14 protein-coding genes are annotated in these 14,058 nt (G+C 63.7%); 8 read left to right on the top strand and 6 right to left on the bottom strand.

What is annotated here, in order from left to right; genetic code table 11:
- Window positions 1-15 precede the first annotated feature (15 nt).
- From F6B93_RS20170 to F6B93_RS20135, 8 genes are read left to right on the top strand one after another with little or no spacing between them, the layout of a single operon-like run.
- A complete protein-coding gene (locus tag F6B93_RS20170) occupies window positions 16-1,218 on the top strand; it encodes an MCE family protein (protein WP_211696653.1) in 1,203 nt (400 codons plus the stop codon).
- Entirely contained in the window at window positions 1,218-2,270 is a 1,053-nt protein-coding gene (locus F6B93_RS20165; protein WP_211696652.1) for a virulence factor Mce family protein, read from the top strand. Before F6B93_RS20170 ends, F6B93_RS20165 begins: the two co-directional genes overlap by 1 nt.
- Complete coding sequence (locus tag F6B93_RS20160; protein ID WP_211696651.1) at window positions 2,260-3,321, top strand: virulence factor Mce family protein; 1,062 nt, start codon at window positions 2,260-2,262, stop codon at window positions 3,319-3,321. Before F6B93_RS20165 ends, F6B93_RS20160 begins: the two co-directional genes overlap by 11 nt.
- Window positions 3,322-3,348: 27 nt before the next feature.
- The gene (locus F6B93_RS20155) at window positions 3,349-4,755 is read left to right on the top strand and encodes a virulence factor Mce family protein (protein ID WP_211696650.1); all 1,407 of its coding nucleotides are present in this window, start codon (window positions 3,349-3,351) and stop codon (window positions 4,753-4,755) included.
- Window positions 4,752-5,906 (top strand): MCE family protein, encoded by a 1,155-nt coding sequence (locus F6B93_RS20150; RefSeq protein WP_211696649.1) that lies wholly within the window; start codon window positions 4,752-4,754, stop codon window positions 5,904-5,906. The genes F6B93_RS20155 and F6B93_RS20150 overlap by 4 nt, the downstream gene beginning before the upstream one ends.
- A gap of 10 nt (window positions 5,907-5,916) precedes the next feature.
- On the top strand, window positions 5,917-7,623 hold the full coding sequence (locus F6B93_RS20145) for a virulence factor Mce family protein (RefSeq protein ID WP_211696648.1): 1,707 nt from the start codon (window positions 5,917-5,919) through the stop codon (window positions 7,621-7,623).
- A gap of 11 nt (window positions 7,624-7,634) precedes the next feature.
- Window positions 7,635-8,426, top strand: a complete 792-nt coding sequence (locus F6B93_RS20140; protein WP_425518571.1) for a mammalian cell entry protein — start codon at window positions 7,635-7,637, stop codon at window positions 8,424-8,426.
- A complete protein-coding gene (locus tag F6B93_RS20135; RefSeq protein WP_211696647.1) occupies window positions 8,426-8,908 on the top strand; it encodes a mammalian cell entry protein in 483 nt (160 codons plus the stop codon). The genes F6B93_RS20140 and F6B93_RS20135 overlap by 1 nt, the downstream gene beginning before the upstream one ends.
- A gap of 53 nt (window positions 8,909-8,961) precedes the next feature.
- On the opposite strand, the gene F6B93_RS20130 is transcribed toward F6B93_RS20135, so the two are convergent.
- From F6B93_RS20130 to F6B93_RS20105, 6 genes are all read right to left on the bottom strand, one after another.
- The gene (locus tag F6B93_RS20130; RefSeq protein WP_425518476.1) at window positions 8,962-10,515 is read right to left on the bottom strand and encodes a phospholipase C; all 1,554 of its coding nucleotides are present in this window, start codon (window positions 10,513-10,515) and stop codon (window positions 8,962-8,964) included.
- A 292-nt stretch (window positions 10,516-10,807) separates the two neighbouring features.
- Window positions 10,808-11,386, bottom strand: coding sequence for a hypothetical protein (locus F6B93_RS20125; RefSeq protein ID WP_211696645.1), 579 nt, complete (start codon window positions 11,384-11,386; stop codon window positions 10,808-10,810).
- Window positions 11,387-11,507: 121 nt separating this feature from the next.
- The gene (locus F6B93_RS20120; RefSeq protein WP_211696644.1) at window positions 11,508-13,040 is read right to left on the bottom strand and encodes an alpha,alpha-trehalose-phosphate synthase (UDP-forming); all 1,533 of its coding nucleotides are present in this window, start codon (window positions 13,038-13,040) and stop codon (window positions 11,508-11,510) included.
- A complete protein-coding gene (locus F6B93_RS20115) occupies window positions 13,040-13,204 on the bottom strand; it encodes a hypothetical protein (protein WP_211696643.1) in 165 nt (54 codons plus the stop codon). The genes F6B93_RS20120 and F6B93_RS20115 overlap by 1 nt, the downstream gene beginning before the upstream one ends.
- Window positions 13,205-13,237: 33 nt before the next feature.
- A complete protein-coding gene (locus F6B93_RS20110; protein WP_211699634.1) occupies window positions 13,238-13,540 on the bottom strand; it encodes an Rv3488 family transcriptional regulator in 303 nt (100 codons plus the stop codon).
- 46 nt (window positions 13,541-13,586) lie between these two features.
- On the bottom strand, window positions 13,587-14,030 hold the full coding sequence (locus F6B93_RS20105; protein WP_211699633.1) for a DoxX family protein: 444 nt from the start codon (window positions 14,028-14,030) through the stop codon (window positions 13,587-13,589).
- Window positions 14,031-14,058 lie beyond the last annotated feature (28 nt).

Below are 14,058 nucleotides of genomic sequence, written 5' to 3'. Positions count from 1 at the left end.
GACCCCTCAAAGACCATGGCAGGCGGCGGATCACGACGCACGAGTGTGCGGCTGGCAGCGGCGCTACTGGCCGGTTTGATGGTGGGGTCCGCTGTGCTGACCTACCTGTCCTACACGGAAGCGTTCACCCCGACCGACACCGTCATCGTCTCCTCGCCGCGTGCTGGGCTCGTGATGGAGAAGGGCGCCAAGGTCAAGTATCGCGGCCTCCAGGTTGGCACGGTCGAGAACATCAGCTACAGCGGCGACCAGGCACGGCTGAAGTTGGCCATCAACACCGGCGAGCTGGGCTATATCCCCTCCAATGCGACGGTGCATATCGCTGGAAACACCATTTTCGGTGCCAAGTCGGTCGAGTTCCTGCCGCCCGCGACTCCGTCGCCCAAGTCGCTGCAGCCGGATGCGCGCCTGTCGGCGTCAGAGGTACAACTCGAGGTCAACACCCTGTTCCAGTCACTCATCGACCTGCTTCACAAGATCGACCCGGTCGAATTGAACGGAACGCTGAGCGCGCTGTCGGAGGGCCTGCGCGGCCACGGTGATGACGTGGGGGCGCTGCTGTCAGGATTGAATACGCTGACGCGACAAGCGAACCCAAAGCTGCCGCAGCTACAGGAGGATCTCCGCAAAGCGGCGTTGGCGACCAAGTCCTACGCCGCCGCCGCTCCCGACCTCAATACCCTGTTCGCGAACGTGCCGACGATCAACCAGACGCTCATCGACGAGCAGGACAATCTCAACGCCACTCTGTTGGCCACGATCGGCCTCTCCAACGTCGCCTACGAGACCCTGGCGCCGGCCGAACAGGACTTCATTGCTGCCATCAATCGGCTCCGCGCCCCACTCAAAGTAGCCGGCGACTATTCGCCCGAGCTTGGTTGCTTGTTCAGGGGCATTGGGCGCGGCGTCAAGGAGTTCGGCCCGCTGATCGGCGTTCGTAAGGCGGGCCTGTTCACGTCGTCGAACTTCATCCTGGGTGCGCCGTCATACACGTATCCGGAGAGCTTGCCTATCGTGAACGCCTCTGGCGGTCCGAACTGCCGAGGGTTGCCCGACATTCCCACCAAGCAGACCGGCGGATCGTTCTACCGGGCGCCATTCCTGGTCACCGACAACGCCAACATCCCTTACGAGCCGTTCACCGAACTCCAGGTCGATGCGCCCTCGACGTTGCAGTTCTTGTTCCACGGCGCGTTCGCAGAACGGGACGACTACTGATGGCGGGCTCGGGAATTCCCTCGCACCGGTCGATGGTGATCAAGGTCAGCATCTTCGCGGTGATCATGCTCATCGTGGCAACGGCATTGGTGGTCGTTTTCGGTGACTTCCGGTTCGGTCCGACCACCGTCTATCACGCCACCTTCACAGACGCGTCGCGGTTGAAGGCGGGACAGAAAGTACGCATCGCTGGCGTGCCGGTCGGTTCGGTGAAGGCAGTGGAACTCAACCCGGACAACAGCATCGACGTGGCCTTCAGTATCGACAAGGGCTACACAATTTACTCGTCCACCCGTGCGGTGATCCGGTACGAGAACCTGGTCGGGGACCGCTACCTGGAGATCACCTCCGGGCCGGGCGAGCTACGTAAGCTCCCGCAGGGAGCCACGATCGATGTCGCCCACACCCAGCCGGCATTGGATCTCGATGCGCTACTGGGCGGACTACGTCCGGTGCTCAAAGGTCTTGACGCGGACAAGATCAACACGGTCACGAGCGCAGTAGTCGAGCTACTGCAGGGTCAGGGTGGCGCGCTGGCGAAGATCCTCTCGGACACCAACTCGATCACTTCGTCGCTGGGAGCGCGCGACCAGCTCATCGGGGACACGATCACCAACCTGAACACGCTACTCGGAACCATCGACGCCAAGAGTGCGCAATTCAATGCCAGTCTTGACCAACTGCAGCAATTGATCACCGGCCTTGCCAACCACAAAGACGTGATCGCGGGCGCCATCCCGCCACTGGCCTCGACGACATCGGATCTGACCACGCTGCTGCGGAAGTCCCGCCGGCCGCTGCAGGGCATCCTGGAAAACGCGCGGCCGCTGGCCACTGAGCTGGATGAGCGCAAGGAAGAGATCAACAACGACGTCGAACAACTCGGCGAGGACTATCTGCGGCTAGCCGCGCTGGGTAGCTACGGAGCATTCTTCAACATCTACTTCTGCACCGTGACGATCAAGATCAACGGGCCTGCCGGTAGCGACATCCTGCTGCCCATCGGTGGCCAGCCGGATCCCAGTAAGGGGAGGTGCGCTTTTGCCGACTAGCAAGCACGATCGCGACCCGCTGCGCACCGGCATCTTTGGCTCTGTGCTGGTGATCTGCGTGGTCCTCATCGCATTCGGCTACGCCAGTTTGCCGTTCTGGCCTCAGGGCAAGGTTTACGAGGCATACTTCACCGACGCTGCCGGCATCACCCCCGCCAACTCGGTTTATGTCTCCGGAGTGAAGGTCGGCAAGGTCGAAGCGGTCAGCTTGGCGGGAGATAGCGTCAAGATCACCTTCAGCGTTGACCGCAATATCGTCGTCGGCGATCAGTCGCTGGCGGCGATCCGCACCGACACCATCCTCGGCGAGCGGTCCGTCGCGGTGAGTCCGGCCGGTTCCGGCGAGGCCACGACGATTCCGCTGAGCAGGACCACAACGCCCTACACTCTCAACGGCGCGCTGCAGGACCTGGGCGGCAGCGCCGGCGACATCGACAGGCCCCAGCTCGAGCAGGCGCTGGACGTGCTCACGCAGAGTTTGCACGACGCCACCCCGCAGCTGCGCGGCGCTCTCGACGGAATTACGTCGTTTTCGCGCACCCTCAGCCGTCGCGACGAAGCGCTGCGGGACCTGCTGGCGCACTCGCGCTCGGTGACATCGGTGTTGGCCGAGCGCGGCGAACAGCTCGACAAGCTGATCGTCGATGGCAACCAGTTGTTCGCCGCCCTCGACACGCGGCGCGCCGCACTGAGCCAGCTGATCTCCGGAATCGACGATCTTGCCGCACAGATTTCGGGCTTTGTCGCCGACAACCGCCGGGAGTTCGGTCCGGCGCTGAGCCAGCTCAACCTCGTGCTGGACAACCTCAACGAGCGCCACGACTACATCACCGAAGCCCTCGAACGGCTTCCCACCTACGCGACCACGTTGGGCGAGGTGGTCGGCACCGGACCGGGCTTCAATGTCAACGTTTACAGCGTGCTGCCCGGACCGCTGGTCGCCTCGGTATTCGATCTCGTCTACCAGCCTGGCAAGCTGCCGGACAGCCTCGCCGACTATCTGCGTGGGTTCATCCAGGAGCGCTGGATCATTAGGCCGAAGTCACCATGAGCGAGTCGCCGTGATGCAGAGGTCGTCATGTTAAAGAGGATTGCCGGCAGCCGGGCGCTGCGCTACACCACCGTGATCGCGTTGGTGGTGGCGCTGGTGGGTGGCGTGTACACGCTGATGTCCACGACCAACAACCGAACGATCGTCGCCTACTTCACCTCCGCGGTCGGGATCTATCCCGGTGACGAGGTCCGCGTCCTCGGGGTGCCGGTCGGCTCGATCGACGCTATCGAACCGCGGCCGTCCGACGTCAAGGTCACGATGTCGGTCTCCAGAGACTTCAACGTGCCTCGCGACGTACAGGCGGTGATCATCTCACCGAACCTGGTAGCGGCGCGGTTCATCCAGCTCACCCCGGTCTACACGGGCGGGGCGAGGCTGCAAGACGGCGCGACCATAGACCTGTCGCGAACGGCGGTACCCGTCGAGTGGGACGACGTCAAAGAAGGGCTGACCCGGCTGGCCGTTGACCTCAGTCCGGCAGCGGGAGAGCTACAAGGACCGCTGGGTGCCGTGATCAACCAGGCTGCCGACACCCTCGACGGAAACGGCGATTCATTCCACACCGCGTTGCGCGAGCTTTCGCAAGCTGTTGGGCGCCTTGGGGATTCGCGCAGCGATATCTTTGGAACCATCAGGAATCTGCAGGTGGTGGTTGATGCGCTGTCGCAGAGCAACGAACAGATCGTGCAGTTCGTGGGACACGTGGCGTCGGTGTCGCAGGTCCTCGCCGACAGCTCTCAGAATCTGGACGGCACCCTGGGCACCCTCAACCAGGCGTTGTCTGACATCAGGGGGTTCCTGCACGAAAACAACTCGGTACTGATCGACACGGTCGACCAACTCAGCGACCTCACCGGGACTTTGAGCGACGAAAGCGAGAACCTTGAGCAGGTACTGCACGTAGCAGGCCCCGGAATCACCAACTTCTACAACATCTATGACCCCGCGCAGGGCACGTTGAACGGTCTGCTATCGATACCCAACTTCGCCAACCCGGTGCAGTTCATCTGCGGCGGTTCCTTTGACACCGCCGCCGGAACGTCGGCACCCGACTATTACCGGCGTGCCGAGTTCTGTCGTGAGCGGTTGGGGCCGGTGTTGCGCAGGCTCACCGCGAACTACCCGCCGATCATGTTCCACCCGCTCAATACGATCACGGCCTACAAGGGCCAGATCATCTATGACACCCCGGCCACCGAAGCCAAGGCGCGGACGCCAGTTCCGGAATTGACGTGGGTACCCGCCTCACCGGTGCCGCCCGCGCAGAACCCCGCCGACCTGCAGGGCTTGTTGGTCCCGCCCGCACCCGCAGCTGGCCTCGGCCCCGGTCCAGCCCCGGGTCCGCCGCTGCCCGGCCCTGCCCCAGGCCCGCTGCCCGGTCCGGCGCCGGGCGATCCACTAGCGGCGGAGCAGCAGGGGGATGGCCAATGAGCCGAATCTGGTTGCGCAGCAGCATGGTGGTGGCCGTCAGCGCGCTACTGGCCGGTTGTCAATTCGGCGGACTGAATTCGCTGCCGCTGCCCGGCACGGCCGGCCACGGCCCGGGGTCTTACCAGGTCACCGTCGAAATGCAGGACGTGGCGACGCTGCCGCAGAACTCGCCGGTCATGGTCGACCAAGTCACGGTCGGCAGCGTGGGCGGCATCGATGCCGTCCAGCGTCCCGACGGATCCTTCTATGCCGCGGTGAAACTGGACCTGGACAAGAGCGTGGTGCTGCCGGCCAATGCGATCGCGCGGGTCGCGCAGACGTCGTTGTTGGGTTCGCTGCACATCGACCTCGCCGCACCGACGGACCAGCCAGCGAAGGGAAGACTGGGCGAAGGATCACGAATCGCCGAGGCCGACACGAGCCGCGCTCCCACCACCGAAGAGGTGCTCTCTGCGCTCGGAGTGGTGGTGAACAAGGGCAATGTGGGTGCGCTGGAAGAGATCACCGACGAGGCATACACCGCATTGGTTGGCCGGCAGGCGGATTTCGTCGGCCTGGTCCCCAGGCTTGCGGAGCTGACAGCGGGCCTCAACCGGCAGGTCGACGACATCATTGACGCATTCGATGGGCTGAACCGAGTAGCTGCGATTCTCGCACGCGAAAAAGACGCTTTGGGTCGGACGTTGGACACATTGCCGGAAGCGATTGGCGTGCTCAACAAGAACCGGGCCAACATCGTCGACGCGTTCGCCGCGCTCAAGCGACTGGCGATGGTCACTTCCCATGTGCTCGCCAAGACGAAAATCGACTTTGGCGAAGACCTCAAAGACTTGTATCCGATCGTCAAGGCCCTCAACGACAACCGCAGCGATTTCATCACGTCACTGCAGCTGCTGTTGACCTTCCCATTCCCCAACTTCGGCATCAAGCAAGCTGTGCGCGGCGACTACCTGAACGTATTCACCACCTTCGATCTGACGCTGCGCCGCATCGGCGAGACGTTCTTCACCACGGCGTACTTCGATCCGAACATGGCGCACATGGACGAGATCCTCAACCCGCCCGACTTCCTGGTCGGCGAACTGGCCAACCTGTCCGGACAGGCGGCCGATCCATTCCAAATCCCGCCCGGAACGGCGTCAGGACAGTAGGGGCGGGACGATGATTGACAGACTCACCAAGATTCAGCTCTCGATATTCGCCGTGATTACCGTCATCACGCTGACCGTGATGGGGATCTTCTATCTGCGGCTGCCCGCTACATTCGGGCTCAATACCTATAGCGTGAGCGCCGATTTCGTCGCGGGCGGCGGGTTGTACAAGAACGCCAATGTGACCTACCGCGGTGTCTCGGTCGGGCGGGTGGAGTCGGTCGGGTTGAATCCCACTGGCGTCACCGCAGAGATGCGGCTCAACAGCGGCACCGTTATTCCGTCGAACGTGACCGCGACGGTGAAAAGCGTGTCGGCCATCGGCGAGCAGTACATCGACCTGGTGCCGCCGGACGATCCCTCGGCGGCCAAGCTGCGCAACGGATCCCGGATCGAACGCAAGAACACCCGTATCGGCCGGGAGGTCGCCGATCTGCTTGGTCAGGCCGAGACGCTGGTCAACAGCATCGGCGACACCCGAATTCGCGAAGTGCTGCACGAGGCGTTTATCGCGACCAACGGCTCCGGTCCTGAACTGGCCCGGGCGCTGGAATCGGCACGGCTGCTGGTGGACGAGGCCAATGCCAACTATCCGCAGATCTCGAAGCTCATCGACCAGCTGGACCCATTTCTAGAATCCCAGATTCGCGCGGGCGACGATATCGAGTCACTCGCCGACGGGCTGGCGCGGTTTACCACCCAGCTTCGACAGGCCGACCCGCGGCTGCGCGACACGCTGGCGACGGCCCCGGGTGCGATCGACGAGGCCAGCACCGCGTTCTCCGGTATTCGTCCCTCTTTTCCAGCACTCGCGGCCAGCCTGGCCAACCTGGGCCGGGTGGGCGTGATCTATCACAAGACGATCGAACAGCTGCTGGTGGTCTTACCCGCGTTGTTCGCCGCGATCACCACCGCCGCCGGCGGGGCACCGCAAGACGAGGGCGCCAAGCTGGACTTCAAGGTCGACCTCAACGACCCGCCGCCCTGCGCCGTCGGCTTCCTGCCGCCGCCGATGATCCGGACGCCGGCCGACGAAACGTTGCGCGAACTCCCTCGGGACCTGTACTGCAAGACCGCGCACAACGATCCGAGCACGGTGCGTGGGGCCCGCAACTACCCGTGCCAAGAATTCCCGGGTAAGCGGGCACCCACGGTGCAGCTGTGTCGCGACCCGAATGGCTTTGTGCCGATTGGCAGCAACCCGTGGCGGGGTCCGCCGGTCCCCTACGGTACCCCGATTACCGATGGGCTCAATGTGCTACCGCCCAACAAGTTCCCGTATATTCCGCCGGAGGCGGATCCGGACCCGGGCACTCCCGTTGTCGGACCGCCGCCGCCAGGCCAGGTAGCTGGTCCCGGCCCGGCGCCGCATCAGCCGGCGCAGCCGGCTCCGCCGCCCAACGACAACGGGCCGCCACCGCCGTTCACGTCGTGGATGCCGCCGGATTACCCGCCGGCGCCGCCGCTGCTTCCGTACCCGAAGACGCTGCCACCGCCGCCTCCGCCGTTGGGGGTCGGCCCGCCTCCGGGCCCGCCTCCTGGCCCGTGGCCCGGGCCGCAACCGCAAGCCAGCGGCCCGGCCTACACCTTCTATGACCAGGTCACTGGGGCTTTTCCGGATCCGGCCGGTGGGACGGGTGTCTTCGGCCCCGGGTTGGAGGGTGCTTCCGGAGCTGAGAATTGGGTGGACCTAATGCGCGATCCAAGGTCTTTGTAGTGGGTTCCGAAGTGACGCCGACAGATGCCGGTCTCGATGGGGAGGACGCCAGTAGCGCCAGTAGCGCTGGGGGAGATCCGGCACCGGATGCGCAGCCCGAGTCCTCGCCGCGGCGCGTTCGTCGGAAGGCCTCCCGCGCGGCGGGTCCGGCAAAGAGCGAATCGAGCGATGCCGGCACGCGCGAATCCACGGTCAAGGTTGACGTGTCGGCCGCATCGGCGCGGCCCACGAAGTCCGACACACCGCGAGGCGCGCTAAAGCCGGTTAAACCGCCGCCGCGCCGCCCCGCGCACCGGGTTCTGGTCGGATGGATCTCCTTGGCGGCGGGACTGTTGGCGATCGTTCTGCTCGCGTTCGGGGTGCGATTGCTGGCCGTCCAGCACCGGCATGCCGATGCCGAACAAGCCCGCAACCAGCGTTTTGTCGACACGGCCACTCAAACGGTGGTCAACATGTTCAGCTACACGCCGGACAACATCGACGAAGCCGTCAACCGATTCTTCGACGGCACCAGCGGTCCGCTGCGCGGCATGCTGAGTTCCAACAACAACGTCGACAACCTCAAAGGCCTGTTTCGTTCCACCAATGCAACATCGGAGGCCGTCATCAACGGTGCTGCCTTGGAAGGCGTGGACGACATCAGCGACAACGCATCGGTATTGGTGTCGGTGCGGGTGACCGTCGCTGACATCGACGGGGTCAACAAGCCGTCCATGCCCTACCGGCTCCGGGTCATCGTCCACGAGGACGAGACTGGCCGAATGACCGGCTACGACCTGAAGTATCCGGACGGGGGCAACTGATGCGGTGGCTGGTGCGTATCGGCGGCGGGCTGATGGTTGCCCTGATCGTGGGCTTGTCCGCGGCGGGCGGCTGGCTTTATTGGGACCAAGTGCAGACTCGGGGCGAAGAATCGGCGCGGGCGTTGCTGCCCAAGCTGGCCAAGGACGAAATCCCGCGGGTCTTCGCCTATGACTACCAGACCGTCGAGCGCAGCCTCAACGACGCGTATCCCATGCTGACGCCCGACTATCGTCAGGAGTTCAAGAAGAGCGCCAACACGCAGATCATCCCGGAGGCAAAGAAGCGCGAGGTCGTCGTCCAAGCGAACGTGGTCGGCGTGGGAGTCATGGCCGCCAAACGGGATTCGGCGTCGGTGATGGTGTACATGAACCGCACGGTGACGGACAAATCCCGCCAACCGCTCTACGACGGGAGCCGGTTGCGGGTCGACTTCGAGCGGATCGACGGAAAATGGCTTATCGCGTACATCACGCCCATATAGGTGGAGACGCGCCGCAGGGCGCGCACATCTGATCCCGGGTCGCGAAGGGCGAATTAGCAGACACCGCTGGGTGTCCCGCGCGTGGGCGTGGATTCCTGGCTCGGCATGACCTGCGGGAAAGGCACCCGATAGGGCCGCGCAAGAGATTCGTATCCGAGCACCAGGCTGCCGACGCATTGTGGCAATTTCGTGGCGGTGCGCAGCACGGGGAAGTCCACGTGTGGTCGTGACGGGTTTGGTGGGGAGGCGAAGTTGAAGGCCGACGTCATATCGCCGGTCACGCTTCGGCGCCACGCCGTGAGGTTGGGAACTGGCACGCCGAATCGTGTTTCTAGCAGTCGTAGCTGTGAGGTGTGATCGAATGTGTCGTGAACCATCATCGGCCCGCGGCTGTACGGGGAAATGACCAAGCACGGGACGCGAAATCCGAGGCCAATGGGCCCGCGTATCCCACCGGACCCGCTGACTGAATTGATGTCGGGTACCGTCACGAATTCGCCTGGAGTTCCTGCTGGCGCTGTCGGCGGAATGACGTGATCGAAGAAGCCGCCATTTTCGTCGTAGCTGATGATGAGGGCCGTCTTTTCCCACACGGCGGGATTGGACAGCAAGATCCTCAGTGCGTTGACAATCGCGATAGCGCCCGCTGAGGCCGGGAACGCGGGATGTTCGGACTGAAGAAAACCCGGGACTAGCCAGGAAACCTGCGGCAGCCGGTTGCGTTGGACGTCGGCGATGAAGTCCCAGGGGTAGATCGGGGAGAGGCCGTAGCGAGCCAGGTCTGATCGCGGATTCGCCGCCTGCGCGAAGTTGTTCATGATCGAGCCGTAGACCGCGAGCGTGTTCACGATCGGCCCGAGAGTCTTTGTTTGGTATAGCTTCCAGCTGATTCCGGCAGCGCTGAGATTGTCTGGCATGGTGGTCCAGCTGAACCGTTGAATCGGCGGAATCGTGGGGTTCACCACCTGCGGCCCGCCCTGGGTTCCGTCCGGGTCGATTGACGCGCTCAGCCAATACAGTCGGTTGGGCAAGGTGCCTCCCAACAGCGAACAGTGGTAGCTATCGCAGACGGTGAACGTATCGGCCAGCAGATAGTGAATGGGCAGGTCGCTGCGTGTGTAGAAACCCATTGTCGCCGGGACGTTTCCGCCGGGAATCCCACTTTGCGACTGCGCCGGAAGCCAGTTGTCGTTCGCCCCGCCATTCCAGGTGTTGTGCATTGCGATCCAGTCATGGGCGGGGTCATTGACGCATTCGCCGTTGACCACAGGGCCCCGGGTGGTGTCGAGCCGGTAGGGCATCGTGGTGCCAGCGGGGTCAAGCTGTTGTGTCTCGGGGTTCCATCCCTGTTGCTGGAATAGCGGCGATGCGGTGTCGAACCCGTCGGTGCCGGACAGTGTCCCGAAGTAATGGTCGAAAGATCGGTTCTCCTGCATGAGGAATACAAAGTGCTCGATATCGGTCAAATGTCCCGAACACGGGCCCGCTGCGTAGGCTTTCTCGATGACCGGTCCGGCCCAATTCAATTGGGCAGCCGCAGCACTGAGCGCGGCGGCCTTGCCGAGAAATTTGCGACGTGACAGTCTGGTGTCCGAATTATTTCTCAACAACTGTGCTCCACAGAGAACTCGCTGTTGTTAAGGACTAGGTCGAGGAACGGCCCGCGAGTCTGCCGAAGGAATCCCGCGGCGCGACTGTTCGCGGCAGGACGTCCTGCTCATCGCCGTTTCTTGCGCGGCGTACACGGTGCTCACCGTATACGAGCGCGGCGGCCGTCACGTTATTCGTCGCGGCATGTCTGAAAGTTTCCCAATTATGGGTACTGGGCGTGCAGGCGAATTGATTGCGGGGGCGAATTGATAACGTCGGTGACCTTGACCGTCGTACGCAATCGAAATTTCAGTAGCACATCGCAATGCCGTTGCAGTACAACGGATAGCGCTGGATCGGGCTGGGTGGGGGTCCGACGAGCTGCAGTGAAAAAGGTTGCTTGCTCATCCCCGGTTGCAGGCCGCAGACCGCACCGTGCAGAGTGGTGTGCGTGCCCGTGAGCGTTTCGTCGCTGAACGCGTAGGTGTCGGTCGTTGGCGCGCTACCGCCGCCTGGACACGCCACGCCGTCCGACTTGGTCACCTCGAAGCTCCACAGCATGCTGCTCATACGGGCTCTGCCGGAGAAGTTCTGCAGCTGATCGGCACGGGTGATCTGCTGGGGCGTCGTGCTGACCACGTTCAGTGCACAGTTGAACGCCCAGACGATCGGGTCGGAATAGTCGTTCATGTTGCGGGTTCCGGACGGCTGGTCGCACAGGGCGGTGATTTCCCAGCTGACCCCGGATACGCCGTCTTGGTTGAAGGTGTAAATGCCGTCCGGTGGCGGGCCGATCGCGCGCGCCGGGTTCCCCGACTCCAGTGCGATTCCTAGTGCGACGACCGAGAAAACTCCGGCGGCAGCTGCCAGACCTCGACGGATGTTCACAGGGCTCTCCCTTCGGGCCTTCCCTCCCCGCTGCATTGAGTATCACAGCGATGCGGCGCCAACACCATGGGTTCTTTCGGGTGACTTGGCGCTCATTGGGATTGACTAACCCGACCAAGCCCTAATCGGCCTCGTGCGGATGCGCGTCAGCGAGAGCGTTGAGAAACGATTGGGCCCAACGGTCCACGTCGTGGGTGAGCACTTGGCGTCGCAGCGAGCGCATCCGGCGCCGCCCGGCCTCCACTGTCTGGTTGAGCGCCTCGTCGATCCCGTCTTTGACACCTTCGAGGTCGTGCGGGTTGACCAGGTAGGCGTGTCGCAGCTCGGCCGCGGCTCCGGTGAATTCGCTGAGGACCAGGGCTCCGCCAAGATCGCTGCGACACGCGACGTACTCCTTGGCCACGAGGTTCATCCCGTCTCGCAGGGGAGTGACCAGCATGACGTCGCTGGCCACGAAGAAAGCGACCAGTTCGTCGCGCGGAACCGGGCGATGCAGGTAGTGCACCACCGGATGGCCGACCTCGGCATACTCGCCGTTGATATGACCGACCTGGCGTTCGATGTCGTTGCGCAGGATCTGGTAGCTCTCTACCCGCTCGCGGCTCGGTGTCGCCAGCTGGACGAGGACCGTGTCGTCGCGTTTGATGCGCCCCTCGGCGAGCAGCTCAGAGAAGGCTTTGAGCCGGACGTCGATGCCTTTGGTGTAGTCGAGCCGGTCGACGCCCAGCAGGATCTTGCGAGGATCGCCCAGTTCGGCGCGAATCTCGCGGGCGCGGCGCTTGATGCGGCGGTCGCGGGCGGCGTGGTCGAGGGCTCCGGAGTCGATCGAGATGGGGAAGGCGCCGACTCGGATGGTGCGGGACCCGAGCACCACCTCACCGAACCGCGACCGCACGCCGACGTTTCCGCGGGAAGTATCGGCACCGACCAGGCGTCGGGAGAGGATCAGGAAATTCTGGGCACCGCCGGGAAGGTGGAAGCCCACCAGATCGGCACCCAGCAGGCCTTGGATGATCTCGGTTCGCCATGGCAGTTGCATAAACAACTCGACTGGTGGGAACGGGATGTGCAGAAAGAAACCGATGGTCAGATCGGGCCTGAGGGTACGCAGCATTTTCGGGACCAGCTGCAGCTGGTAGTCCTGCACCCACACGGTTCCGTCGGCTGCAGCGGCCCGGGACGCGGCAACGGCGAATCGGCGGTTGACGTCGACGTAGCGGTCCCACCATTCGCGGTGATAGGTCGGTCTGACGATGACGTCGTGATAGAGCGGCCACAGCGTGGCGTTGGAGAACCCTTCGTAGTATTGCGCAACGTCGTCGGCGCTGAGCCACACCGGATGAAGTTGCAGGTCATCTTGGATGATCGGGGCAGCGCCGTGATCAACGTCGTCGCCGTCCCGGCTGGCGTCGTTGTCGATGAGGTCGTCGATGAGGCCCGGCCAACCGACCCAGGCCCCACGCCGGCGCCGAAGTAGCGGCTCCAAGGCGGTGACCAAGCCCCCAGGGCTACGTTTCCAGGCTGTGGTGCCGTCTGGTAGCCGCTCGAGATCAACCGGCAGTCGATTGGCGACCACCACAAAATCGGAGTCGCCGAAAGTCCCCGGATCCTGGGAATCTGACGCGTCTGCCTCCTGGCCTCCCTCCGGAGCCATTAGCTCTCGAGTTTGGCCGGCCCAATACCGAGCATCGACAAGAAGATCCGGCACTCGTCGGCGTCATTTGCATACGCTGCGACGACACGCCTGGCCTGGCTCGCGGTACTGTCGGCCAGCGGTTCCACATCGCCGATGTCGCCGGGGTCAGTTTTAGTTGGCATTACCCAACTGTAGGCCAAGCCCACGGGATCGCGTTACGTGTCACTGCCCAGGACCTCGGAGGCCAGCTCCCGCAGGGCTCGGCGATCCTCGGCGAGTGCCTCAAGGCCGGCCGTGGTCGCGCGGTAGACGCGGCGCGTCCGGCCTTCGACAACCCGCTGCTCGGAGACCAGCAGACCGTCGGCTTCGAGCCGGTGCAGGGTTGGGTACAGGGTGCCGGGGCTGACCTTGTAACCGTGTTCGCTCAGTTCCTCGGTCAGCCACGCACCGTGGACCTCGTCGTCGGCGGCGTGGTGCAGGATGTGCAGTCGCACGGCTGCCCGCTGAAATTCCCGAATGGACACCACCTCCACCAGGTGACGAAACCGATATCGGGTAGCGATTCTACGGCTCGCCGGGCCGTGAGCGGGCCAGGCGTGCATCCAGTGACCATCTGCCCGGCCCGATCCACAGCAGAAAGATCAAGCCGAGCAGCATAGAGAAGTCTGCCCGTGCTTCGTGGGCCATGTCCCAGAAGCCCTCGATGCCCAGGAACCCGCCCGCTTGCAGGGCCGGGAGTTTGGTCAGCACGATTGCCCCGCTGATGTCGATCAACAGCGGAACCGCCGCGAACCGAGTCAACAGGCCCACGATGACCAGGGTGCCGCAGACGATTTCGACAACCCCATCGAGATCGGCGAAAAACGTGGCCGCGGGGATTCCGATCCGCTCGAATCGGCCAGGCCCCAGTTGCTCTTGGAAGAGGAACTTCTGGATGCCTTCGCTGAGAAACACGAACCCCACCAGGAGCCGTATGCAGATCACTGCCGGCGGCCCATCGGCATGCAGGAGTCGTCGCCAGGAGATTCGGGCAGCG

It is taken from the genome of Mycobacterium spongiae (genome assembly GCF_018278905.1).
GTDB lineage: Bacteria > Actinomycetota > Actinomycetes > Mycobacteriales > Mycobacteriaceae > Mycobacterium > Mycobacterium spongiae.
Note: the sequence above shows the minus strand (reverse complement) of the source record. Positions and strands in the feature narration are given on the sequence as shown.

Excerpts from the sequence above, each read along its gene's own strand:
- F6B93_RS20170 (WP_211696653.1), top strand. The coding sequence starts at position 16 with ATGGCAGGCGGCGGATCACGACGCACGAGTGTGCGGCTGGCAGCGGCG.
- F6B93_RS20165 (WP_211696652.1), top strand. The coding sequence starts at position 1,218 with ATGGCGGGCTCGGGAATTCCCTCGCACCGGTCGATGGTGATCAAGGTC.
- F6B93_RS20155 (WP_211696650.1), top strand. The coding sequence starts at position 3,349 with ATGTTAAAGAGGATTGCCGGCAGCCGGGCGCTGCGCTACACCACCGTG.
- F6B93_RS20150 (WP_211696649.1), top strand. The coding sequence starts at position 4,752 with ATGAGCCGAATCTGGTTGCGCAGCAGCATGGTGGTGGCCGTCAGCGCG.
- F6B93_RS20145 (WP_211696648.1), top strand. The coding sequence starts at position 5,917 with ATGATTGACAGACTCACCAAGATTCAGCTCTCGATATTCGCCGTGATT.
- F6B93_RS20135 (WP_211696647.1), top strand. The coding sequence starts at position 8,426 with ATGCGGTGGCTGGTGCGTATCGGCGGCGGGCTGATGGTTGCCCTGATC.
- F6B93_RS20120 (WP_211696644.1), bottom strand. The coding sequence starts at position 13,040 with ATGGCTCCGGAGGGAGGCCAGGAGGCAGACGCGTCAGATTCCCAGGAT.
- F6B93_RS20115 (WP_211696643.1), bottom strand. The coding sequence starts at position 13,204 with ATGCCAACTAAAACTGACCCCGGCGACATCGGCGATGTGGAACCGCTG.